This is a genomic window from Pseudomonas fluorescens (genome assembly GCF_902497785.1).
In the GTDB taxonomy this organism is placed as follows: domain Bacteria; phylum Pseudomonadota; class Gammaproteobacteria; order Pseudomonadales; family Pseudomonadaceae; genus Aquipseudomonas; species Aquipseudomonas fluorescens_BO.
Genome location: NZ_CABVHK010000003.1, coordinates 114,170 through 137,390 on the forward strand (window position 1 = coordinate 114,170; position 23,221 = coordinate 137,390).

Consider the following 23,221-nt stretch of genomic DNA (forward strand, 5'->3'; position numbering starts at 1 on the left):
ACCTTCAGTATTTAGAATTTGTCGACCTCGGATCCCGGCACTAGTCTTGGTACATCTATAAGACGGCCGGGTCCCAGTCACAGGGAGCAGCATGGCCACACAAGAAAAGAGAACCCGGAAAATGGCTGGCGCGCAGACCCCGTTGTTCACCGCGTTGTTGATCGATGGCGAACTGGTCGCGGGTGAGGGTTTTGTCGAACCTATCCTTAACCCCGCCACCGGCGAGGTCCTCACGCACATCGCCGAAGCCAGCACCGAGCAAGTCGAAGCCGCCATCTCCGCCGCCCACCGCGCCTTCAGCGGATGGTCACGGACCACGCCGCAGCAGCGCTCGAACCTGTTGCTGGACATCGCCAACGCCATCGAAAAACAAGCTGATTTGCTCGCCCGCCTCGAATCCCTGAACTGCGGCAAGCCGTTGCATCTGGCGCGTCAGGATGACCTGAGCGCGACGGTCGACGTGTTCCGCTTTTTCGCCGGTGCGGTGCGGTGCCAGACCGGCCAACTGAGCGGCGAATACCTGCCGGGTTACACCAGCATGGTCCGTCGCGACCCGATTGGCGTGGTCGCCTCGATTGCGCCCTGGAACTACCCGATCATGATGGCCGCGTGGAAAATCGCCCCGGCCCTCGCTGCCGGCAACACGCTGGTGTTCAAACCGTCCGAGCACACACCGCTGTCGATTCTGGCCCTGGCGCCAGCGCTGGCCGAGATCCTGCCGCGCGGGGTGATCAATATTATTTGCGGCGGCGGCGAAGGTGTTGGCCGCCACTTGGTCAGCCATCCCAAAGTGCGCATGGTGTCGCTGACCGGCGATATCGTCACCGGGCAGAAAATTCTCCAGGCCGCCGCGAAAACCCTTAAACGCACGCACCTCGAACTCGGCGGCAAAGCCCCGGTGATCGTCTGCAACGATGCCGATATCCAGGCAGTGGTCGAAGGCGTGCGCACTTACGGTTACTACAACGCCGGTCAGGATTGCACCGCCGCCTGCCGGATTTATGCCCAGGCCGGAATTCACGACCGACTGGTGGCTGAACTCGGCGCGGCGGTCAGCAGCCTGCGCTTCGCCGGCAAACGCGATGCGGATAACGAGATCGGGCCGCTGATCAGCACTCGTCAGCGCGACCGTGTCGCCAGCTTCGTCGAACGCGCCCTCGGCCAACCGCACATCGAGCGCGTGACGGGTGCGGCGGTGCATTCCGGTGCCGGTTTCTATTACCAACCGACCCTGCTGGCCGGCTGCAAGCAGAGCGATGAAATCGTTCAGCGCGAAGTGTTCGGGCCGGTGGTCACCGTGACCCGTTTCGATCAGCTCGAGCAAGCGGTGGACTGGGCCAACGATTCGGAATACGGCCTCGCGTCCTCGGTCTGGACCCAGAACCTCGACAAGGCGATGCAGGTCGCCGCGCGGTTGCAGTACGGCTGCACCTGGATCAACAGCCATTTCATGCTGGTCAGCGAAATGCCCCATGGCGGCCTGAAACGATCGGGCTACGGCAAAGACCTGTCCAGCGATTCGCTTCAGGACTACAGCGTGGTGCGGCACATCATGGCGCGCCACGGACAGCATCTCTGACTACGCTAATAACAAGCCGCTAACGGCATGCTTCACCACGTTCAAAACTGCCCCGACCATAATTAAAGAAGAGGGAAATCCCATGTTCGTGCACAAGACCGCACTGCTCAGTGCCATCACCACCGCACTGTTGGCCAGCGCCAGTATCCAGGCCGCCGAACCGCTGAAAGCCGTCGGCGCCGGCGAAGGTCAACTGGATATCGTCGCCTGGCCCGGCTATATCGAACGTGGCGAAAGCGACAAGGCCTACGACTGGGTGACCGGTTTCGAGAAGGAAACCGGCTGCAAGGTCAATGTGAAAACCGCCGCGACTTCCGATGAGATGGTCAGCCTGATGTCCAAGGGCGGTTATGACCTGGTAACGGCGTCGGGCGACGCGTCGCTGCGCTTGATCGCCGGCAAGCGTGTGCAGCCGATCAACACCGCGTTGATCCCGAACTGGAAGAACATTGATCCGCGCCTGAAAGATGGCCCGTGGTACGTCGTCAACAAACAGACCTACGGCACTCCGTATCAGTGGGGCCCGAACGTGTTGATGTACAACACCAACGTGTTCAAGACCGCCCCGGACAGCTGGAGCGTGGTGTTCGAAGAGCAGAACCTGCCGGACGGCAAATCCAACAAGGGCCGGGTCCAGGCCTACGACGGTCCGATCTACATCGCCGATGCGGCGCTCTACCTCAAGGCCAAACGTCCGGAACTGGGGATCAAGGATCCGTACCAGCTCAATGAAGAGCAATACAAAGCCGCGCTGGATCTGCTGCGCAAGCAACAGCCGTTGATCCACCGCTACTGGCATGACGCAACGGTGCAGATGAGTGACGTCAAGAACGAAGGCGTCGTGGCTTCCAGCACCTGGGGCTACATGGTCAACGGCCTGGTAGCGGACAAGCAGCCGGTGGCCTCGGTCATTCCAAAAGAAGGTGCAACGGGCTGGGCCGACACCACCATGCTGCACGCCGACGCCAAGCATCCGAACTGTGCCTACAAATGGATGGACTGGTCGCTGCAACCGAAAGTCCAGGGTGACCTGGCCGCCTGGTTCGGTTCGTTGCCGGCGGTTCCAGCGGCGTGCAAGGAGAGCGAATTGCTCGGTGCCGAAGGCTGCAAGACCAACGGTTTCGACCAGTTCGAGAAGATCGCCTTCTGGAAAACCCCGCAGGCTGAAGGCGGCAAGTTCGTGCCTTACAGCCGCTGGACCCAGGACTACATCGCGATCATGGGCGGTCGTTAAGCCCGCCTGATATCAAAAGATCGCAGCCTTCGGCAGCTCCTACACGGTGCACGTCGATCACCTGTAGGAGCTGCCGCAGGCTGCGATCTTTTCGATGCTACAGCAGATTCAAATTTTACAAAGCGCGCCTTTCCGGAGCACCGCACCATGACGCTTGCAGTCCAGTTCACCAACGTTTCCCGTCTGTTCGGCGAAGTGAAAGCCGTCGACCGGGTTTCCATCGACATCGAGGACGGCGAGTTCTTTTCCATGCTGGGCCCTTCCGGTTCGGGCAAAACCACCTGTTTGCGCCTGATCGCCGGCTTCGAGCAGCCAAGCGCCGGTTCGATCCGCATTCATGGCGAAGAAGCCGCCGGGCTGCCGCCGTATGAGCGTGACGTCAACACAGTGTTCCAGGATTACGCGCTGTTCCCGCACATGAACGTGCTCGACAACGTGGCCTACGGTTTGAAAGTCAAAGGCGTGGGCAAGGGCGAACGCCAGCAACGCGCCGAAGAGGCCCTCGACATGGTCGCCCTCGGCGGCTATGGCGAGCGCAAGCCAGTACAACTTTCTGGCGGTCAACGCCAGCGTGTGGCGCTGGCCCGAGCGTTGGTCAATCGCCCTCGAGTGCTGTTGCTCGACGAACCCCTCGGCGCCCTCGACCTGAAGCTGCGCGAGCAAATGCAAAGTGAGCTGAAGAAGCTGCAACGCCAGCTCGGCATCACGTTCATTTTTGTCACCCATGACCAGACCGAAGCCCTGTCGATGTCCGACCGCGTGGCGGTGTTCAACAAAGGCCGCATCGAGCAGGTCGACACGCCGCGCAACTTGTACATGAAACCCGCGACCACCTTTGTGGCGGAGTTCGTCGGCACCTCCAACGTGATTCGCGGTGAGCTGGCACAACAGCTCAGCGGCACTTCACAACCGTTTTCGATTCGCCCGGAGCACGTGCGTTTCGCTGAAGGCCCGTTGGCCAGTCACGAGATCGAAGTCAGTGGCCTGCTCCACGACATCCAGTACCAGGGCAGCGCCACCCGCTATGAACTGACACTGGAAAACGGCCAGACCCTGAACATCAGTCAGGCCAACAACCAATGGCTGGACGTCAGCGCGCAGCACCAGACCGGGCAGCGCATCCGCGCACGCTGGGCGCGGGAAGCGATGATCGCGCTGCACGACACCGTGGCCGGCGGGGTGTGAGATGACCCTCGTGGCTACTTCCCAGACACCGGGCGGCGACTCGCCGTTGCGCAGGTTTTCCAACCTGTTGTATCGGCGGCCGAGCCTTTACCTGTCGCTGCTGCTGATACCGCCGCTGCTGTGGTTCGGCGCGATCTACCTCGGCTCGTTGCTGATGCTGTTGTGGCAAGGTTTCTACACCTTCGATGATTTCACCATGGCGGTCACCCCCGACCTGACCCTGGCGAACTTCGCAGCGCTGTTCCAGCCGTCGAACTTCGACATCATCCTGCGCACCCTGAGCATGGCCGTCATGGTGTCGATCGCCAGTGCCATCGTCGCGTTCCCGATTGCGTACTACATGGCGCGCTACACGACCGGCAAGACCAAGGCGTTTTTCTACATCGCGGTGATGATGCCGATGTGGGCAAGTTACATCGTCAAGGCCTATGCCTGGACCTTGCTGCTGGCCAAGGGCGGCGTGGCGCAATGGTTTGTTCAACACCTCGGACTCGAGCCGGTGTTGCAGTTCGTGCTGGGAATTCCGGGCGTGGGCGGCAGCACCTTGTCGACCTCGCATCTGGGGCGGTTCATGGTGTTTGTCTACATCTGGCTGCCGTTCATGATCCTGCCGATTCAGGCGGCCCTCGAGCGTCTGCCGCCCTCCTTGCTGCAAGCGTCTGCAGACCTTGGCGCCAGGCCGCGCCAGACGTTCATGCAGGTGATTCTGCCATTGTCGATTCCAGGCATCGCCGCCGGCTCGATCTTCACCTTTTCCCTGACCCTGGGCGACTTCATCGTGCCGCAACTGGTGGGCCCGCCGGGGTACTTCGTCGGCAGCATGGTGTACGCCCAGCAAGGCGCAATCGGCAACATGCCGATGGCCGCGGCGTTCACCCTGGTGCCGATTGTGTTGATCGCTGTTTACCTGACTATCGTCAAACGACTGGGGGCTTTCGATGCACTCTGAGAAGGCTTCTTTAGGTTTGAAAATCGCTGCCTGGGGCGGGTTGGTGTTTCTGCACTTTCCGATCCTGATCATCTTCCTGTATGCCTTCAACACCGAAGACACAGCGTTCAGTTTTCCACCCAAGGGCTTCACCCTGAAGTGGATCGGCGTGGCATTTTCGCGGCCGGACGTGCTGGAGGCGATCAAGCTGTCACTGCAGATCGCCTCCGTCGCGACATTGATTGCACTGGTGCTCGGCACCCTCGCGTCGGCGGCGTTGTACCGGAGGGATTTCTTTGGCAAGCAAGGCATCTCGCTGATGCTGATTTTGCCGATTGCGTTGCCTGGGATCATCACCGGGATCGCCCTGCTGGCGACGTTCAAGACGCTGGGGATCGAGCCTGGGATGTTCACCATCATCGTCGGCCACGCGACCTTCTGTGTGGTGATCGTCTACAACAACGTCATCGCTCGTTTGCGCCGCACGTCGCACAGTTTGATCGAAGCCTCAATGGACCTCGGCGCTGATGGCTGGCAGACCTTTCGCTACATCGTTCTGCCGAATCTGGGGTCGGCATTGCTGGCCGGCGGCATGCTCGCCTTTGCGCTGTCGTTCGACGAAATCATCGTCACCACGTTCACCGCCGGCCATGAACGCACCTTGCCGCTGTGGCTGCTCAACCAGCTCAGCCGCCCCAGGGACGTGCCGGTGACCAACGTCGTCGCGATGCTGGTGATGATGGTGACCATGCTGCCGATCCTCGGCGCTTATTACCTGACGCGTGGCGGTGAAAGCGTTGCGGGGAGTGGCGGGAAGTAATGATTAAAGACCGGTAGGAGCTGCCGAAGGCTGCGATCTTTTGACTTTTCTTTTGCAGATCAAGATCAAAAGATCGCAGCCTTCGGCAGCTCCTACGGGGATCCGGTTTCGACAGAAAAATAATAGCTTCGAAGAGGAGATGAACATGCAGACCCAACTCTTGATCAACGGCCAACTCATCAACGGCGAAGGCCCCGCCCAACCGGTGTTCAACCCGGCCCTCGGTCGGGTGCTGGTGGAAATCAACGAAGCCAGCGAAGCCCAGGTCGACGCCGCCGTGCGTGCCGCCGATGCCGCATTCAACGGCTGGTCGCAAACCCCGCCGAAAGAGCGCTCGTTGCTGCTGCTTAAACTCGCCGACGCCATCGAGGCCCACGGCGAAGAGCTGGCGAAACTCGAATCGGACAACTGTGGCAAACCCTACAGCGCCGCGCTGAACGACGAGATCCCGGCGATTGCCGACGTGTTCCGCTTCTTCGCCGGCGCCAGCCGTTGCATGAGCGGTTCTGCCGGCGGTGAGTATCTGCCGGGCCACACCTCAATGATCCGTCGCGACCCGGTGGGCGTGATCGCCTCCATCGCGCCGTGGAACTACCCGTTGATGATGGTCGCCTGGAAAATCGCCCCGGCCCTCGCCGCCGGTAATACCGTGGTGCTCAAGCCGTCGGAACAAACCCCGCTGACCGCGTTACGGCTGGCCGAACTGGCGTCGGAAATTTTCCCGGCCGGCGTGCTCAACCTGGTGTTCGGTCGTGGTCCTACGGTCGGCAGCCCGCTGGTCACCCACCCCAAAGTGCGCATGGTGTCGCTGACCGGTTCCATCGCCACCGGCTCGAACATCATTTCCAGCACCGCCGACAGCGTCAAGCGCATGCACATGGAACTGGGCGGCAAGGCCCCGGTGATCATCTTCGACGACGCCGACATCGATGCCGCCGTGGAAGGCATCCGCACCTTCGGTTTCTACAACGCCGGCCAGGACTGCACCGCCGCCTGCCGCATCTACGCGCAGGCCGGCATCTACGAAAAATTCGTCGAGAAACTCGGCGCGGCGGTCAGCAGCATCAAGTACGGCTTGCAGGATGATCCGGCGACCGAGCTCGGCCCGCTGATCACCGCGCAGCATCGTGACCGTGTGGCCGGGTTTGTCGAACGCGCCGTGGCGCAATCGCACATCCGCTTGATTACCGGCGGCAAGGCGGTGGAAGGCAATGGCTTCTTCTTCGAGCCGACGGTGCTGGCGGATGCGCAGCAGGACGACGAGATCGTCCGTCGCGAAGTATTCGGGCCGGTGGTCTCGGTGACGAAATTCAGCGATGAGGCGCAGGTGCTGGGTTGGGCCAACGATTCGGACTACGGCCTGGCCTCGTCGGTGTGGACCGCGGATGTCGGTCGCGCGCATCGCCTGTCAGCGCGCTTGCAGTATGGCTGCACCTGGGTGAACACCCACTTCATGCTCGTCAGCGAAATGCCCCATGGCGGTCAGAAATTGTCCGGCTATGGGAAGGACATGTCGATGTATGGGCTGGAGGACTACACCGTGGTGCGGCATGTGATGTTCAAGCATTAAAAGCGAAAAGATCGCAGCCTTCGGCAGCTCCTACGGGATATACGCCGTTCCTGTGTAGGAGCTGCCGCAGGCTGCGATCTTTTCGGCAGGCACACGGACGATGTCGGCGATTGACCTCAAGGATTCAACACACAACAAAACAATAACCACCGATCCGGGCAGTGCCATCAAGCCCCGCCACGGTTTCGGACATCCGAAATCTGCCGATTTTCCGGAGCTAACACACCATGACACTACCCGAACTCTCCGCCGCCACTGCCGACAGCGATGCCGAGCAACTGCGCAAGCTGGGTTACACCTCTAACTTCAATCGCAGCATGAGCCTGTGGGAAAACTTCGCCCTGGGCTTCACTTATCTGTCCCCGGTTGTAGGGGTTTATACCCTCTTCGGCCTGTGCCTCGCCGCCGGTGGGCCACCGATGTTCTGGGCCTATTTGCTGGTCGGTTGCGGCCAGTTGCTGGTGTGCCTGATCTTCGGAGAAGTGGTCTCGCAATTCCCGATTTCCGGCGGCGTCTACCCATGGGCTCGCCGCTTGGTGGGCAAGCGCTGGGCGTGGATGGTCGGCTGGATCTACTCCATCGCCTTGTGCGTGACCATCGCCGCCGTTGCGGTGGGTGCCGGTCCATACCTCGCGGCAATGATGGGTTTCGAACCGAGCAACAACACCAACATCGTTATCGCCCTGGTACTCACGCTGTTCGCCACGCTGGTCAACCTCAGCGGCACCAAAGTGCTGGCGCGGATCGCCATGTTCGGCTTTCTCTGCGAGTTGATCGGCGCGGTGATCGTCGGCGTTTACCTGCTGATTTTCGAACGTCATCAACCAATCAGCGTGTTGTTCAACACCTTCGACATCAGCATCAACGGCTCGTATCTGCCAGCCTTCCTCACAGCGTCACTGGCGGGGATGTTCCTGTACTACGGCTTCGAAGCCTGCGGCGACGTGGCCGAAGAAACACCGAACCCAAGCAAACAAATTCCGGTGGCCATGCGCATGACCATCTACATCGGCGGCATCGCCGCGATGTTTGCCTGCCTGGCGTTGATTCTGGCAGTACCGGACATGCAAGCGGTGATCAACGGCACCGACAAAGACCCGGTCACCACCATCCTCAACAACGCCTTCGGCCCGGTCGGTTCGAAAGTGGTGATGGGCGTCGTGATGATTTCCTTCATCTCCTGCGTCATCAGCCTGCAAGCGGCAGCCAGTCGCCTGCTGTATTCCTACGCTCGAGATGAAATGGTCGTCGGTAGCTCACTGCTGAAAAGGATCTCTCCTACGACCCAGGTTCCGGTCGCGGCACTGTTTGTCTCCGGTGTCCTGCCGGCGCTGATCATTATTCTGGGCTTCTTCCTGCAAGACGCCGTGGCCACCATCGTAAGCTTCGCGGCAATCGGCATCTACCTCGCCTTCCAGATGATCGTGCTCGCGGCCCTCTATGCCCGAATGAAAGGCTGGAAACCAAGCGGCAAATTCACCCTCGGCGCCTGGGGCTGGGCGGTGAACATCGGCGCGCTGGTCTACGGCGTCGCCGCCATCATCAACATGGCCTGGCCGCGCACACCGGATGCCGCGTGGTACATCAACTATGCGATGGTGCTGAGCACGGCGATCGTGATTGGGTTGGGGTTGCTTTATATGTGGGTGGCCAAGCCGTATGACCATGGGACGGCGCCGGCGGGGGATGCGTGGAAGGTTAGTCGCTAGGGCTGATTGCCCCGGGATCCAGTGAGTTCCCGGGGCAAGCGCTACCCACCGAACAGCATTTATCGTCGCCTCGCAGCACAGCCATCAAATCATCCGTACGCCATTTGATATCCGCTTTGCCCCGCACGGCTTCGAAGCGATCTTGGGTATAAGCATCACGTTTCTCGTCGCCATTTTTGGTCATCGATCCTTTCTCCCTGTTCAGATAGACGTGGCATAGCGACCACAACCAGGTCCAATACTCGTCAAACCGCGGATGCTGTTCACTTAAAAAGCGCCGGCACCCACATTTTGTGGCGAGGGGATTTAGCGAAACGTCGCACCGTCCCGTTGTGTGGCGAAGCGGTCCCAGCGTCCATTCAAATAGACTGAGCTACCCGGATTTACGACTGCTTCGCAGCCGAACGGGGATAAATCCCCTCGCCACAGATTTCTTGTTCGTCTGAAGATTGTTTTAAGTGAACAACATTCCGTCGAACCGCGAAGCTTTTGCCGTTAACTCTTAGGAATTGAATAAATAGCGGAAAAACTGCGACTCAGGTGCCGATTTTCTGCATGCGGTGGAAAAACAGGAAAATCCTACAGACCATGCCTTCTAGCAAAGACTCTCATTCCTACGACACGCGGCGTTAGAGAAGACTAGGCGTCGTGAGCGCCTGACCGATAGGCTTTACCCCGTCGCTGCAAATTCCGCGGCCCGGTGTCGAAGCCGGAACACAATCAATATGGCGCAACCGCGCTCATCTGAGTGGCGGCTCCCTTTCAACTTGGAGTCGAATAATGCACACGCCAAATCCGTCTGAAATTCATCCTCATTTCGTTCCCACCGTTTTCCCCCGCCACAATCGCTTTCTCCACACCATCATCCAAGCCAACCAAGCCTCGTTCTGCGTCCAGGACCTGGGACGTTTGATGGGTCGCCCGCTGGATCAACGACTCACGCAAAAACGCGATCCCGATCAACGCCGATATGTATGGTTGCTGAGGAACAGCAAACCAGTCGAGGCACTCATGGTCAGCGAATCAGGAATGTACGCATTGCTGGTCCACCATTTCGTCCCGGAAAATCGAAACCTGCGCCAATGGCTGAGTAACGAAGTGATTCCTACGCTGCGTGAGTCGACCGCAACATCAGTCGGAAATATTCCGAGCCTGAGTTCGTTGCAATGGGGCGGGCTCTCATTGCCGCTACTGCATTGGCAACATTCGGCCTGGATCAAATGGCGGGACATGCCGGATCTGGTGCAGGCGCAGCAACCGTTCCCGGTTATGGGCACCTGCAGTTAGGCATTAGACGCCGCTGTAGGAGCGAGCTTGCTCGCGATGGACTTCTATGCGCCGCGTTGAATCAGAAACCACGCGTTATCGTTGACGACCATCGCGAGCAAGCTTGCTCCTACAGTGGGTGTGCATTTCAAGGTGATTCTTCCATTTAACAAGATCCGGCCGTGACACTGATGTCACGGCCAAATCAATCACCTCCTTAAAACCGCGAAACACTGCGCATCGCATCCACCAGATACCGCATCGCAATCCGGTCACTTTCGGACAACTCGCGATACCGCTCCACCAGCTTCAACTCTTCGGAATTAAGCCGACGCCTTCGCCGCCCAAGACCCAGGCAGGGAAAGATTCCCAACATTTCGGTGATGCCTTGTACTTTCGACATGGACGATGTCCCTCTCTACGTCAAAGAAAACTTCAGATACCGCATCGCCCTTCTCTTTTTTCAGCCGCTTCCTTGTACCAACTGAATCCTACCGGCCTGAGGGCAGAAACCGGTTATGCCAATAGAATAGGGGCTTCACGAGCGCTGAAAAGGGGTTATTAGAGTAATTAGTCGAAAAAAGCAGAAATGCCCTATAAATCAGAAACCACTGTGGGAAACGTTACCGGAAATGTCTTGTTTCATTGCCGGGCCATTGTCACGCCATCAATCAATTTTGCTCTGCAACCGAACGGTTTAAGCTATTTGGCATCTGTTTAAAGTCCGTCGCGTTTGGCCGAAGGCATGTCCGAACCTCCATTTCTGATCCAGTACGTGCCAGGAACGGCGCGGGATTGTTCACGACAGGTTGTACTTATGCATCGCAGGAATTTGCTCAAAGCATCCATGGCCATCGCTGCCTACACGGGTTTATCTGCCTCCGGCCTGCTGGCTGCGCGGGCCTGGGCCGGTAATGGCACGGCTGATGGCGAGGCTCAGGCCTTCGACTTCGAAGCCCTGAAAATCCAGGCCAGGCAACTTGCCGGCAACCGCTATCAGGACACCAAGCAGGTGCTGCCGCCGACCTTGGCGACGATGACGCCGCAGAACTTCAACGCGATCCGCTACGACGGCAATCATTCCCTGTGGAAGGATTTGAAAGGCCAGCTGGATGTGCAGTTTTTTCACGTCGGCATGGGTTTCAAGCAACCGGTGCGCATGTACAGCGTCGACCCCAAGACGCGTCAGGCGCGGGAAGTGCACTTCCGCCCTTCGCTGTTCAACTACGAAAAAACCACGGTCGACACTCAGCAGCTCAAGGGCGATCTGGGGTTTTCCGGGTTCAAGCTGTTCAAGGCCCCGGAACTGGACCGGCACGACGTGCTGTCCTTCCTCGGCGCCAGTTATTTCCGCGCGGTAGATGCCACCGGCCAGTACGGTCTGTCGGCCCGTGGTCTGGCGGTTGATACCTACGCCAAGAAGCGTGAGGAATTCCCGGACTTCACCAAGTTCTGGTTCGAGACGCCGGACAAGGACAGCACCCGCTTCGTGGTCTACGCCCTGCTGGACTCGCCAAGCGCCACGGGCGCCTACCGTTTCGACATCGATTGCCAGGCCAGTCAGGTGGTCATGGCCATTGACGCCCACATCAACGCGCGGACCGCCATCGAACAGCTCGGCATCGCGCCGATGACCAGCATGTTCAGCTGTGGCACCCACGAGCGGCGCATGTGCGACACCATTCACCCGCAAATCCATGACTCGGATCGCCTGGCGATGTGGCGCGGCAACGGCGAGTGGATCTGCCGACCGCTGAACAACCCGGCGACCCTGCAATTCAATGCCTTCGCCGACACCGACCCGAAAGGTTTTGGCCTGGTGCAGACCGATCACGAATTCGCCAGCTATCAGGACACCGTCGACTGGTACAGCAAGCGTCCAAGCCTGTGGGTAGAACCTACAACCGCGTGGGGCGAGGGCTCTATCGATCTGCTGGAAATTCCTACAACCGGCGAGACCATGGATAACATCGTCGCGTTCTGGACCCCGAAAAAACCGGTCGCGGCCGGTGATTCCCTGAACTACGGCTACAAGCTCTACTGGAGTGCTTTGCCGCCGGTGAGTACGCCGCTGGCGCGGGTCAATGCGACGCGGTCGGGCATGGGTGGCTTTGTCGAAGGCTGGGCACCGGGCGAGCATTACCCGCCTGTCTGGGCGCGGCGCTTTGCCTTGGACTTCAATGGGGGTGGTCTGGACCGCTTGCCCGAGGGTACGGGCATTGAACCGGTAGTGACCTGCTCCCACGGCGAGGTCAAGGATTTCAGCGTGCTGGTGCTCGATGACATCAAGGGATACCGGATTTTGTTCGACTGGTACCCGACCAGCGACAGCGTCGAGCCGGTTGAACTGCGGTTGTTCATTCGCACCAATGACCGGACGTTGAGCGAGACCTGGCTGTATCAGTATTTCCCGCCGGCGCCGGACAAGCGTAAGTACATCTGAGGGTCAGTGGTCGGATGATCTGGCCCCTTCGCGAGCAGGCTCGCTCCCACATTTGGAAGCCTGCTCGCGAAGACGGCCGTCCGCCCTGAAACGCAAAAAACCCCGGTCACAACGACCGGGGCTTTTTCATTTCAAACGCTACAACTTACGAAACCGAACGCACCGCACCTTGCGACACATTGGTCGGTTGCAACTTGAACACGTAGAACAACACCGTCAGCAACACCAGAAATGCCGGGCCGACATACAACGCGACGCGGGTGTCCGGGAAGTACGCCATCAAGCCGACTACCAGCACCAGGAACGCCAGCGCCAGGTACGAGCTGACCGGGTACAGCCACATCTTGTATTTCAGGGCGGCTCGTTCGCTGGCGCTCAGGCCTTTGCGGAATTTGAGCTGGGCCAGCAGGATCATCACCCATGTCCAGATTGCGCCGAAGGTGGCAATCGCGGTCACCCAGACGAAGACTTTCTCCGGCACCAGATAATTCAGCAGCACGCCCAGCAGCAACGCGGCGATCGACAGCAGCAGCGCGCGACGCGGCACGCCGTTGTTCGACGTCTTGGCGAAACCGGCCGGGGCCTGGCCGTTCTGCGCCAGGCTGTAGAGCATGCGCCCGGTGCTGAAAATGCCGCCGTTGCAGGACGATAGCGCCGCGGTGATCACCACGAAGTTGATGATACCGGCGGCGGTCTTGATGCCCAGACGCTCGAACGTCATCACGAACGGGCTGCCCTGGGTGCCGATTTCGTTCCACGGGTAGATCGACAGAATCACGAACAACGCGCCGACGTAGAACAGCAGAATCCGCCAGAACACCGAGCCGATCGCATTGGGGATGGTCTTCTGCGGGTTCTTCGCTTCACCGGCGGTCAGGCCGATCATCTCGACGCCGAGGTAGGCGAACATGACCATTTGCAGGGACATCAACACGCCTTGCACGCCGTTGGGCATGAAACCGCCATGCGCCCAGAGGTTGGAAATCCCCAGCGCCACGCCGTCGTTGCCAAAACCGAACGCGATCACGCCGACGCCGCCGATCACCATCGCGATGATGGTGACGATCTTGATCAGGGCGAACCAGAATTCGAATTCACCGAAGGCTTTCACGGCGATCAGGTTGATCGAGCCCATGCTGATCAACGCTGCCAGCGCCCAGATCCAGCGCGGTACCTCGGGGAACCAGACACCCATGTACACCGCCACCGCAGTGATTTCCGCGACGCAGGTCACCAGCCACAGGAACCAGTAATTCCAGCCGGTCAGGAAGCCCGCCAACGGGCCGAGGTAGTCTTGAGCGTAACGGCTGAAGGAGCCGGCGACCGGGTTGTGCACGGCCATTTCGCCGAGGGCGCGCATGATCACCAGGATCGCCAGACCGCCGATGATGTAAGACAACATGATGGCGGGGCCGGCCATCTCAATGGCCTTGGCCGAACCGAGAAACAGACCGACGCCAATACAGGCACCGAGCGCCATCAGGCGAATATGCCGTTCGCCGAGTTCGCGTTTAAGCGGGCCGCCCTGAGCGGTCTCGCCGTGGGGCAGGTGATTGCCGACTGGCATAGGGGTACAACCTCGTCTTGTTATTGGATAAAACCACCGAGTGTCGAAGCGCTGACCGATAAGCCATTGCTTGCCTGAAACCGGACCTGCTTCGTGGGCAGAGCCGTCTTGTAGGACAAAACCTCCAAGATCAGCGGGGCGTGCAGTATAAAAAGCTTCATACAGGTGTTTTCACTCTATAAACCACAACATTCAGCGAGAACTCGCGGTTAATGCGCGGTTTGCGGAGGGGCATTACCTGGGTTGTGTAGGAATAGTTACCGCAAAAACGGCGCGGATTATTGCACAGCATTGGTGCATCGTCATGCCCCTGCTTGGGCAGCGTTGCGGCTGGAGGTGTCTGGCCAAGGTCTTTCAGACTGAACCGACGGTCTTTGTAAAAGGAACCATTGTGGTGAGGGGATTTATCCCCGTCGGCTGTGGAGCGGTTGTGAAATTCGGCAATATCGGGGGTGGCTGCGCCACCCAACGGGGATAAATCCCCTCACCACAGTAAATCCCCTCACCACAATAAATCTCATCACCTCAATATCCCCTCACCATGGTAAATCCCCCCCGCCAAATTCCTCGCGGGAGTCAGAATTTTCACTCAAGAATTTCGGACCCAACCAGCCAATTCAGCGCCTAGCCTGAAAGCGTCACCCAACGGTCACACAAGGAAGCAATGGATTGCCTACTCAGCCAAACTCTCATCGCCTGCGCTTGGGCCGATACTCCGAGACGGGGCGCGCCTATCTCATCACCGCAGTTACCCACTACCGTCAGCCCCTATTCTCTGATTGGCGATTAGGTCGCTTGCTCGTTAGGGAATTGCGTCGAACCCAAGAATCGGGAGTCGTAGACTCAATAGCCTGGGTTGTCATGCCGGATCACTTCCACTGGCTGATGCAATTGCGAGCCAGCAATCTGGGAAGTGTCATTGGTGCGACCAAGGCGCGCTGCACCCAGGCAGTGAACAAAATGACTGGAAGAAGCGGCCCTCTTTGGCAAACCGGATACCACGACCGCGCAATCCGGGATGGAGAAGAACTTCTGCCCTTTGCTCGCTACATTGTCGCCAACCCTTTGCGCGCAGGGCTGGTGGACAAGATCGGCAATTACCCGCTCTGGGATGCGTGCTGGTTGTGAAATCAAACATCACTGCGCAGGCAACCGAGCCCTGTGGTGAGGCGATTTATATGTGGCGAGGGGATTTATCCCCGTTGGGCGGCGCAGCCGCCCCCAAGCCCTTCATCCCCGTCCGTCAAAAAGACCGCATTTGCAGGATCTACGACTGCTGCGCTGCCGAACGGGGATAAATCCCCTCACCACAACCATTGGTGATTATTCGACATTTGAGTGTCTACAATTTTATCCCCATCCCCAACCACCGACTAAGCTTCAAACAAGTCCGATCAATCTGCGTGAATGGATCAGTCGACTATGGGCGCTTTATGGCAAACCGATTCGAGTAAAACTGTGGTCCCGACTGAACGTGTGGATGAAGCGCCTTTACCTGAGAAACCTCCTCGCAGTCGGACGAAACACGGCTGGGGGGCGTTTTGGTTGTTGCTGTTGATTATCGCGATTGTCGTGGGGCTGGCGGCTGCCAGGGAAATGCGCACGTCGAAGTTTCAATCCCGGGAGGCCAGCAAATTTGCCGCGACGCTGAACTACGAACTCAAACCCGGCGCCAGCGACTCCATTCACTATCCGGGCGCCGGGCCTTTTGATTTGCGTCTGGGCTACAGCTCACTGGGCGAATTCCTGCCGCGCCTGATCAAGCGCGACTACGTCGTTGCCGCCCAGACCCGCTTTTCCCAACCGTTGATGGACTACACCGACAAGGGCTTTTTCGTACCCTACGCGGAGAAAATCCAGGCCGGGTTGTTGATCACTGATTGCCGCGCTGCGCCGCTTTATCAATACAAATACCCCCAGCAGCTCTATTCAAGCTTCGACGCGATCCCGCCCGTGGTGGTCAGCAGTTTGCTGTTCATCGAGAACCGCTTTCTGCTCGACCCGCGCCTGCCCCGGGCCAACCCCGCCGTGGATTGGCCACGGTTCGGCATGGCGGCGTGGTCGCAGGTTGCGAAGATGCTGCACATGCCCGGCCAGTCGGCGGGCGGCAGTACCCTGGCGACACAACTGGAAAAGTACCGTCACTCGCCGGATGGCTTGACGGTGTCGGGTGGGGAAAAAATCCGCCAGATGATTTCCGCCAGCGTGCGCGCCTATCAGGCCGGGCCGGAAACCCTTGAAGCGCGTAAAAACGTGGTGCGTGATTACCTCAACAGCGTGCCGCTGTCGGCGGTGCCGGGCCACGGTGAAGTGCATGGCATGGCCGAGGGGTTGCGCGTGTGGTACGGCGCCGACTTCAATAAGGCCAACGAGACGCTGGCCAGCCCCGACACCGATCCAAAGACCCTGGCGGACAAAGGCCTGGCCCTGCGCGAGATGCTCTCGTTGATGATCGCCCAGCGCCGCCCTTCCCACTACCTGACTAAGGGCCGCGACGAACTGGCCGACCTCACCGACAGCCACATTCGCCTGCTTGCGCTGAATCATGTGATCGACGCGCCATTCGCGGCGGCCGCGCTCGCCAGCAAAGTGACCTACCGCGACTGGCAGACCCAGCCGACGATTCAACCCATCGAAACCAACAAAGGCATCAGCGTGGCGCGCAGCCGCTTGAGCGGGTTGCTCAATCGGCCGCTGTACGACCTTGATCGTCTCGACCTCTCGGCGACCAGCACGCTGCAAGGCGACCTGCAAACCCAGGCCACCGAATACCTCAAGCACCTCGCCGACCCGGTTTTTGCCACGCAAATCGGGCTGATGGGCGAACGCCTGCTGACGCCCACCAGCACCACCCAAGTGCGTTACAGCTTCACGCTGTTCGAACTGACGCCGGACGGTTCGCGGGTGCGGGTGCAGACCGACAGCACCGATCAACCGTTCGACATCAACGAAGGCAGCAAACTGGAATTGGGCTCCACGGCGAAGATGCGCGTGATGACCACTTACCTGCAAATCATCGCCGAGCTGCACGACAAATACGCCGAAATGACCGTCCCGGAATTGAAGAAAGTCGAGATCCCGGATCAGGATCGCCTGAGCCGCTGGGCCGTCGATTACCTGATCCAGAACAAAGACCGCAACCTGCAGGCGATGCTGGGCGCGGCGCTGGACCGCAAATATTCCGCCAGCCCCGGCGAAGCCTTTTTCACCGGCGGCGGGCTGCACACCTTCGTCAACTTCCGCAAGGAAGACAACGGCCGCCTGCCGACCCTGCGCGATGCCCTGCGCGAATCGATCAACCTTCCGTTCATCCGGCTGATGCGTGATGTGGTGCGTTACACCACCTATTCCGGCCCGAGCAGCAGTGCCGAATTACTCAAGGACGATCGCGACCCTCGACGTCAGGAATACCTGGCGTCCTTCGCCGACCGCGAAGGTACGTCGTTCCTGCTGAAATTCTGGAAGAGGTACAAAAACAAGGACACCCAGGCACGGCTCGAAACCTTCCTCGACAGCATGCGCCCGACGCCGATTCGTATGGCGGCGGTGCATCGCTATCTGCTGCCACAGGCCAGTCAGGAAAGCTTCAACACCTTCGTGCGCTCGCACCTCACGGGCGCCAAGCTCACCGAGAAACTGACGGATGAGCGCCTGCAAAGGCTCTACGAAAACTACAGCCCCGGCACCTACGATTTGCCGGACCAAGGCTTTATCGCCAAGGTGCACCCGCTGGATCTGTGGCTGATCGGTTACTTGTTGAATCATCCCGACGCCAAATGGAGCGACGTCGTCAAGGCCAGCCGATTTGAACGCCAGGAGGTTTATAGCTGGCTGTTCAAAAGCAAACACAAGGGCGCCCGCGATGGCCGCATCCGCACCATGCTGGAGATCGAAGCGTTCCTCGACATCCACGCGCGCTGGCAGAAAGTCGGTTATCCGTTCGACCACCTGGTGCCCTCGCTGGCCACCGCCATCGGCAGTTCCGGTGACCGTCCGGCGGCCTTGGCCGAACTGATCGGGACCATTCTCAACGACGGCGTGCGCATGCCGACATTGCGCATCGACAGCCTGCACTTCGCGGCTAACACACCTTATGAAACCAAGCTGATCAACGACCCGGATGTCGGCAAGCGGGTGATGCCGTCCGAAGTCGCCAAAGCCATGCGCGAAGCCTTGTCACAAGTGGTCGACGCCGGTACGGCGAAACGCGTTTCCGGCAGCTTCATCACGCCCGATGGCAAGCCGCTGGGCATGGGCGGGAAAACCGGCACCGGCGACAACCGCATCGAAGCCATTGGTTCTGGCGGCCGAATCCTCAGTTCCAAATCGATCAACCGCACCGCCACTTTCGTGTTCTTCATTGGTGACACTCACTTTGGCACCATGACCGCGTTTGTGCCCGGCCGCACGGCCGAAGCCTTCAAGTTCACCTCGGCGTTGCCCGTGCAAGTGCTCAAGGGCATGGCGCCGATTCTCACGCCTTACTTGCAACCGGGCAGTCATACGCAGTGTTTGCCGGTTGAAGTGGCGAGGCGTTAAGCACCTCTCGGCGCAACTTCCTCCAAGCACCCCCTCCTTTACACCCGTCCGGTAAACGCGCTCGACCATTGGTCGTGTCTTATTGCCCCCGAATAAGATATATCTTAAGTTATGTCTAAACATGACGAGAGAAGCAGAAAAATGAGAGACCATCATTCCCCCCACCGCGAACACAGCGACGGTCGCGACGGCTTCGAGAAACGCCCCGGGCGTGAACGCGGCGGTCGCGGGCCCCGGGTTTTTGCCCCCGGCGACCTGAAGTTGTTGCTCCTGGCGCTGATCGCCGAGCAGCCCTGCCATGGCTATGACCTGATCCGCCAGATCGAAGGCATGTTCGACGGCGCCTACAGCCCCAGCCCCGGCGTGATCTACCCCACCCTGACGTTTCTCGAAGAGAGCGAAATGATTCAGGGCGATGCCGAAGGCGGGAAAAAACGTTACAGCGTCACCGACGCCGGACGTCTGTCTTTAAGCGAGCAGGCGATTGCACTGGACGGGGTGCGCATGCGCATCGATGTCAGCAAACGCTCGTTGCGCGGCCATGACCGGCCCGCCGAGATTCACGAAGCGGTGCATAACTTGCGGCATGCCTTGCAGTTGCACCACGGGCGCTGGAGCCCGGAAGAAATCCTGCGCGTCGCTGCCTTGCTCAACGACACCGCCAAAGCCATCGTCGATGGCCCCCTCGTTCAACCCGCTCAGGAGAACGCCGAATGACTGAAGTGACCGAACAGACCATCCATCGCGTCATGCATGAAATCAAACGCCGGCGCCTGGAGGTCTTGCGTGTGGTCGATCTGACGCCGCGCATGCGCCGGATTACGGTTGGGGGGCCAGAGTTGGCCGGGTTCGTCAGTCTCGGAACCGACGACCACGTCAAGCTGCTGTTCCCGCAAAACGCCGCCGAACAGGCAGCGCTGGAAACCATGGTATTGGGCGCCGGCAAAGACAATGGGCCGATGCCCGCGATGCGTGACTACACGCCCCGTCGTTATGACCTGAACACTCTGGAGCTGGACATCGACTTCGTGCTGCACGGCGACGGCCCCGCCTCGACTTGGGCCGAACAGGCCAAACCCGGGCAATACCTGCACATTGGCGGGCCTAAGGGTTCGATGATCGTGCCGGACATTTTTGACAGCTATCTGCTGATCGGCGACGAAACCGCGATCCCCGCCATCGCTCGCCGCCTCGAAGGTCTGGCGGCCAATCGCCGGGCGCTGGTGGTCATCGAAGTGGAGAACGGCGCGGAACAGCACAAGCTGGAAAGCCCGGCTCAGGTGGATGTGATTTGGGTGTTGCGCGAGGGTGGCCGGAACAACCTGCTGACCAGCGTGAAACAACTGCAAGTGCCCAGCGGCAATCTCTACGCGTGGGTAGCGACCGAGAGCAAGGTGTCACGGCAGATTCGCCGGGTGTTGCTGGATGAGCATGGGTTGAACGAGCAGTGGGTCAAAGCGGTTGGCTATTGGCGGCTGGATGACAGCGACGACGAATAATCGCACTCATGTGGCTTAACGGGTTTCTGCGACTGACGAACCTCTGTGGTGAGGGGATTTATCCCCGTTAAGCTGCGAAGCAGCGCCAGGATCTCTTCCACTCTTGGGGGCTGCTTCGCAGCCCAACGGGGATAAATCCCCTCGCCACAAATTGTCTGGTACTCGCAAAAACTCTGTTGCCGCCGTGCGGGATTACTTGCGGCCGGCACGCCAGCGATCCAGCCCGATCACCACCAGCGAAATCACCACAAACCCCACCAACAACCCGGCCGCATTCACAAACACCTGTGGATAACCCAACTTGTCCACATCGATAAACGGATACGGATAAGCCGCCAGCACATGCCCGCGCAACAACGCATACGCGAAGTACACCACCGGGTAAATCACCCAGAGCGCCATGTGCCGTAAGCGCAGCGTGCCTTTGGGCACACACAGCCACCACCAGGCCAGATACAGCAGCGGCATCACGTCATGCATCAACTCATCGGCAAGCCATTGCCAGCCTTCGGGATGCCACAAATGGCGCAGCAAAATGTTGTACGCCAAGCCGACTACGGCGATGCTCACGGCAATCGCGCTGCTCACCCAAGGTTGCAGGAACCAGCGTCGCGCCGCCGACTCGCGGGGGGTCAATTCGCAGGTCAGCACGGTCGCTGCCAAGGTGTTTGTAAGCACGGTGAAATAGCTGAAGAAACTCATCAGCCCACCCAGCAGGCTGGCGCTCAACGTCCAGCGCGAATAGAAAATCAGGTACAGCTGAATGCTCAATCCGGCCCATCCGAGGAAGGCGGCGACGGTCACCAGTCGCCGTCGCACGGCCGCCGGGATGTTCATGTTCAGAGCGGACGCTTGGTGCGCATCAACTTCACGTACAAGCGTTCGACCTTCTCCCGCGCCCATGGGGTTTTACGCAGGAACGTCAGGCTCGACTTGATGCTCGGGTCGCTTTTGAAGCAACGAATATCGATGCGCTCGGCCAACCCCGACCATTCGTAATGCTCCACCAGCGCATTGAGGATTTGCTCCAGCGTCACGCCGTGCAGCGGGTTGTTGTTCTGTTCGGTCATGCCGGGCCTTCGAGCGATGAGTGAAATGGAAGGCGCGCACCTTAGCCGAGGGCTGCCTCCGGGGAAAGCGATCTGTGCGCTGTCTGTTCAATGTAGGTGAACCTTGGAAGATCGCAGCCTTCGGCAGCTCCTACGCGGGAATGTGTACACCGTAGGAGCTGACGAAGGCTGCGATCTTTCCCACGAAGACTGTTACCAAATCTGAAAGAATTCATGTCGGGAAAAGGTCTTTCTCTATTTGTAACAGAACATTATCCTTACACCCGCCACGCTGAAACGCTTCTGCCAGACCCACTCCCCAAAAAAAGACCCAGAATTTTCCCCCTATGCCTTATATCCGATTATCGCGAGACAGCGCTGTCTGCCTGCCCGTTACCCGCCGAAAAATTCTGAACCTGATCGGCGGATGCACCGCATTGGGCCTCGCCAGCTGTGTTCAGGCCGCTCCGGCTTTTGATAGAGAATCGCCGTGGATGCTCGGCGACTGGAACGGCACGCGCACCGAGCTTTCGGAAAAAGGCTACGACTTCAAAGTCGATTACACCGGCGAAATGGGCAGCAATCTGCACGGCGGCTACGACCATGATCGCACTGCACGCTACAGCGACCAGTTCGGTCTCGGTGCTCATATGGACTTGCAGAAAATTCTGGGATGGGACGACGCTGAATTTCAGCTGACCATCACTGAGCGCAGCGGCAACAACATCAGCAACGACCGGATCAACGATCCTCGGGTCGGCGGTTTTACCTCGGCGCAGGAAGTCTGGGGCCGTGGGCAAACCTGGCGCCTGACGCAGATGTGGTATCAGCAGAAATTCTTCGACCAGAAGCTCGACATCAAGGTTGGCCGTTTCGGTGAAGGCGAAGATTTCAACAGCTTCCCGTGCGACTTCCAGAACCTGGCGTTCTGCGGTTCGCAGGTCGGCAACTGGGTCGGCGGCATCTGGTACAACTGGCCGGTCAGCCAGTGGGCGATGCGCGTCAAGTACCACCTGACGCCGCAACTGTATGCGCAAATCGGCGCGTATGAGCAGAACCCGTCGAACCTCGATCGAGGCAATGGTTTCAAGCTCAGCGGTAGCGGCACCCAAGGCGCGGTGCTGCCGGTGGAGCTGGTGTGGACACCGAAACTCAACGGCCTGCCGGGCGAATACCGCGCCGGTTATTACTACAGCAACGCCAACGCGACCGATGCCTACAAGGACACCAGTGGCCAGCCCGCCGCCCTGAGCGGCGAGGCTTATCGCAGCGCGTCGAGCAAGCACGGCGTGTGGTTGGGCGTGCAGCAGCAGATCACCAGCCGCGCCAGCGATCACTCCCGCGGCCTGAGCGTGTTTGCCAACGGCACGATGCACGACAAGAAGACCAACGCCATCGACAACTATGTCCAGGCCGGCGTCGTCTACAAAGGCCTGTTCGATGCGCGCGCCAAAGACGACATCGGCTTCGCCATGGCCCGGGTGCACGTCAACCCGGCCTATCGCAAAAACGCCGAAGCGACCAATCAGGCGCGTGCGGTTTACGACTTCGATGATCCGACTTTCTTGCCGCCGCAGGACACCGAATACAGCGCCGAGCTCTATTACGGCGTGCACGTCACGAACTGGCTGACCGTGCGCCCGAACCTGCAATACATCCGCCACCCCGGTGGCGTGGACAAGGTCGATGACGCGCTGATCGGCGGGATCAAGATCCAGTCGCAGTTCTAACCTGCACCACAAATACCCTGTGGGAGCGAGCCTGTGGTGAGGGGATTTATCCCCGTTGGGTCGCGAAGCGGTCCCTGACTGTAAGCCGCGGTCAACGGTTTGC

18 protein-coding genes are annotated in these 23,221 nt (G+C 59.5%); 14 read left to right on the top strand and 4 right to left on the bottom strand.

Features of this window, described 5'->3' with window-relative positions; genetic code table 11:
- Positions 1–121: 121 nt before the first annotated feature.
- From F8N62_RS05545 to F8N62_RS05590, 8 genes are all read left to right on the top strand, one after another.
- Complete coding sequence (locus tag F8N62_RS05545; RefSeq protein WP_150710270.1) at positions 122–1,579, top strand: gamma-aminobutyraldehyde dehydrogenase; 1,458 nt, start codon at positions 122–124, stop codon at positions 1,577–1,579.
- Positions 1,580–1,661: 82 nt separating this feature from the next.
- Complete coding sequence (gene ydcS, locus F8N62_RS05550; protein ID WP_150710007.1) at positions 1,662–2,813, top strand: putative ABC transporter substrate-binding protein YdcS; 1,152 nt, start codon at positions 1,662–1,664, stop codon at positions 2,811–2,813.
- Positions 2,814–2,960: 147 nt separating this feature from the next.
- Complete coding sequence (locus tag F8N62_RS05555) at positions 2,961–3,998, top strand: ABC transporter ATP-binding protein (RefSeq protein WP_150710008.1); 1,038 nt, start codon at positions 2,961–2,963, stop codon at positions 3,996–3,998.
- Position 3,999: 1 nt separating this feature from the next.
- Complete coding sequence (locus tag F8N62_RS05560; RefSeq protein WP_150710009.1) at positions 4,000–4,947, top strand: ABC transporter permease; 948 nt, start codon at positions 4,000–4,002, stop codon at positions 4,945–4,947.
- Entirely contained in the window at positions 4,937–5,746 is an 810-nt protein-coding gene (locus F8N62_RS05565) for an ABC transporter permease (protein WP_150710010.1), read from the top strand. The genes F8N62_RS05560 and F8N62_RS05565 overlap by 11 nt, the downstream gene beginning before the upstream one ends.
- A 145-nt stretch (positions 5,747–5,891) precedes the next feature.
- Positions 5,892–7,316 (top strand): gamma-aminobutyraldehyde dehydrogenase, encoded by a 1,425-nt coding sequence (locus tag F8N62_RS05575; protein WP_150710011.1) that lies wholly within the window; start codon positions 5,892–5,894, stop codon positions 7,314–7,316.
- Between the two features lie 227 nt (positions 7,317–7,543).
- Positions 7,544–9,025, top strand: coding sequence for an APC family permease (locus F8N62_RS05580; protein ID WP_150710012.1), 1,482 nt, complete (start codon positions 7,544–7,546; stop codon positions 9,023–9,025).
- 780 nt (positions 9,026–9,805) lie between these two features.
- Positions 9,806–10,312, top strand: a complete 507-nt coding sequence (locus F8N62_RS05590; protein ID WP_150710013.1) for a Bro-N domain-containing protein — start codon at positions 9,806–9,808, stop codon at positions 10,310–10,312.
- 196 nt (positions 10,313–10,508) lie between these two features.
- Here the strand turns inward: F8N62_RS05590 and F8N62_RS05595 are convergent, their stop codons facing one another.
- Positions 10,509–10,694, bottom strand: coding sequence for a hypothetical protein (locus tag F8N62_RS05595; RefSeq protein ID WP_150710014.1), 186 nt, complete (start codon positions 10,692–10,694; stop codon positions 10,509–10,511).
- 414 nt (positions 10,695–11,108) lie between these two features.
- On the opposite strand from F8N62_RS05595, the gene F8N62_RS05600 reads away from it, so the two are divergent.
- Entirely contained in the window at positions 11,109–12,734 is a 1,626-nt protein-coding gene (locus F8N62_RS05600) for a glucan biosynthesis protein D (protein ID WP_150710015.1), read from the top strand.
- 145 nt (positions 12,735–12,879) lie between these two features.
- Here the strand turns inward: F8N62_RS05600 and F8N62_RS05605 are convergent, their stop codons facing one another.
- Positions 12,880–14,301, bottom strand: coding sequence for an amino acid permease (locus tag F8N62_RS05605; RefSeq protein ID WP_150710016.1), 1,422 nt, complete (start codon positions 14,299–14,301; stop codon positions 12,880–12,882).
- Between the two features lie 669 nt (positions 14,302–14,970).
- Between F8N62_RS05605 and F8N62_RS05610 the strand changes: the two genes are divergently transcribed.
- The 4 genes from F8N62_RS05610 (at position 14,971) to F8N62_RS05625 (ending at position 20,339) form a co-directional block, all read left to right on the top strand.
- Positions 14,971–15,429: an REP-associated tyrosine transposase gene (locus F8N62_RS05610; RefSeq protein WP_150710017.1), complete on the top strand. Its 459-nt coding sequence runs from the start codon at positions 14,971–14,973 to the stop codon at positions 15,427–15,429.
- A gap of 294 nt (positions 15,430–15,723) precedes the next feature.
- Positions 15,724–18,840 carry a transglycosylase domain-containing protein gene (locus tag F8N62_RS05615; RefSeq protein ID WP_150710018.1) on the top strand — a complete coding sequence of 1,039 codons (3,117 nt, stop codon included), beginning with the start codon at positions 15,724–15,726 and terminating at the stop codon, positions 18,838–18,840.
- Between the two features lie 141 nt (positions 18,841–18,981).
- Positions 18,982–19,557: a PadR family transcriptional regulator gene (locus F8N62_RS05620; protein WP_150710019.1), complete on the top strand. Its 576-nt coding sequence runs from the start codon at positions 18,982–18,984 to the stop codon at positions 19,555–19,557.
- Entirely contained in the window at positions 19,554–20,339 is a 786-nt protein-coding gene (locus F8N62_RS05625) for a siderophore-interacting protein (RefSeq protein WP_150710020.1), read from the top strand. The genes F8N62_RS05620 and F8N62_RS05625 overlap by 4 nt, the downstream gene beginning before the upstream one ends.
- Positions 20,340–20,531: 192 nt before the next feature.
- Here F8N62_RS05625 and F8N62_RS05630 read toward each other — a convergent pair whose 3' ends face one another.
- Positions 20,532–21,176: a Pr6Pr family membrane protein gene (locus F8N62_RS05630; protein ID WP_150710021.1), complete on the bottom strand. Its 645-nt coding sequence runs from the start codon at positions 21,174–21,176 to the stop codon at positions 20,532–20,534.
- A 2-nt stretch (positions 21,177–21,178) separates the two neighbouring features.
- Positions 21,179–21,409, bottom strand: a complete 231-nt coding sequence (locus tag F8N62_RS05635; protein ID WP_007903672.1) for a VF530 family DNA-binding protein — start codon at positions 21,407–21,409, stop codon at positions 21,179–21,181.
- Positions 21,410–21,735: 326 nt separating this feature from the next.
- Between F8N62_RS05635 and F8N62_RS05640 the strand changes: the two genes are divergently transcribed.
- Complete coding sequence (locus F8N62_RS05640; RefSeq protein WP_150710022.1) at positions 21,736–23,118, top strand: carbohydrate porin; 1,383 nt, start codon at positions 21,736–21,738, stop codon at positions 23,116–23,118.
- The last annotated feature ends 103 nt before the right edge of the window (positions 23,119–23,221 follow it).

Excerpts from the sequence above, each read along its gene's own strand:
- F8N62_RS05545 (WP_150710270.1), top strand. The coding sequence starts at position 122 with ATGGCTGGCGCGCAGACCCCGTTGTTCACCGCGTTGTTGATCGATGGC.
- ydcS (WP_150710007.1), top strand. The coding sequence starts at position 1,662 with ATGTTCGTGCACAAGACCGCACTGCTCAGTGCCATCACCACCGCACTG.
- F8N62_RS05555 (WP_150710008.1), top strand. The coding sequence starts at position 2,961 with ATGACGCTTGCAGTCCAGTTCACCAACGTTTCCCGTCTGTTCGGCGAA.
- F8N62_RS05560 (WP_150710009.1), top strand. The coding sequence starts at position 4,000 with ATGACCCTCGTGGCTACTTCCCAGACACCGGGCGGCGACTCGCCGTTG.
- F8N62_RS05565 (WP_150710010.1), top strand. The coding sequence starts at position 4,937 with ATGCACTCTGAGAAGGCTTCTTTAGGTTTGAAAATCGCTGCCTGGGGC.
- F8N62_RS05575 (WP_150710011.1), top strand. The coding sequence starts at position 5,892 with ATGCAGACCCAACTCTTGATCAACGGCCAACTCATCAACGGCGAAGGC.
- F8N62_RS05580 (WP_150710012.1), top strand. The coding sequence starts at position 7,544 with ATGACACTACCCGAACTCTCCGCCGCCACTGCCGACAGCGATGCCGAG.
- F8N62_RS05590 (WP_150710013.1), top strand. The coding sequence starts at position 9,806 with ATGCACACGCCAAATCCGTCTGAAATTCATCCTCATTTCGTTCCCACC.
- F8N62_RS05595 (WP_150710014.1), bottom strand. The coding sequence starts at position 10,694 with ATGTCGAAAGTACAAGGCATCACCGAAATGTTGGGAATCTTTCCCTGC.
- F8N62_RS05600 (WP_150710015.1), top strand. The coding sequence starts at position 11,109 with ATGCATCGCAGGAATTTGCTCAAAGCATCCATGGCCATCGCTGCCTAC.
- F8N62_RS05605 (WP_150710016.1), bottom strand. The coding sequence starts at position 14,301 with ATGCCAGTCGGCAATCACCTGCCCCACGGCGAGACCGCTCAGGGCGGC.
- F8N62_RS05615 (WP_150710018.1), top strand. The coding sequence starts at position 15,724 with ATGGGCGCTTTATGGCAAACCGATTCGAGTAAAACTGTGGTCCCGACT.
- F8N62_RS05620 (WP_150710019.1), top strand. The coding sequence starts at position 18,982 with ATGAGAGACCATCATTCCCCCCACCGCGAACACAGCGACGGTCGCGAC.
- F8N62_RS05625 (WP_150710020.1), top strand. The coding sequence starts at position 19,554 with ATGACTGAAGTGACCGAACAGACCATCCATCGCGTCATGCATGAAATC.
- F8N62_RS05630 (WP_150710021.1), bottom strand. The coding sequence starts at position 21,176 with ATGAACATCCCGGCGGCCGTGCGACGGCGACTGGTGACCGTCGCCGCC.
- F8N62_RS05635 (WP_007903672.1), bottom strand. The coding sequence starts at position 21,409 with ATGACCGAACAGAACAACAACCCGCTGCACGGCGTGACGCTGGAGCAA.
- F8N62_RS05640 (WP_150710022.1), top strand. The coding sequence starts at position 21,736 with ATGCCTTATATCCGATTATCGCGAGACAGCGCTGTCTGCCTGCCCGTT.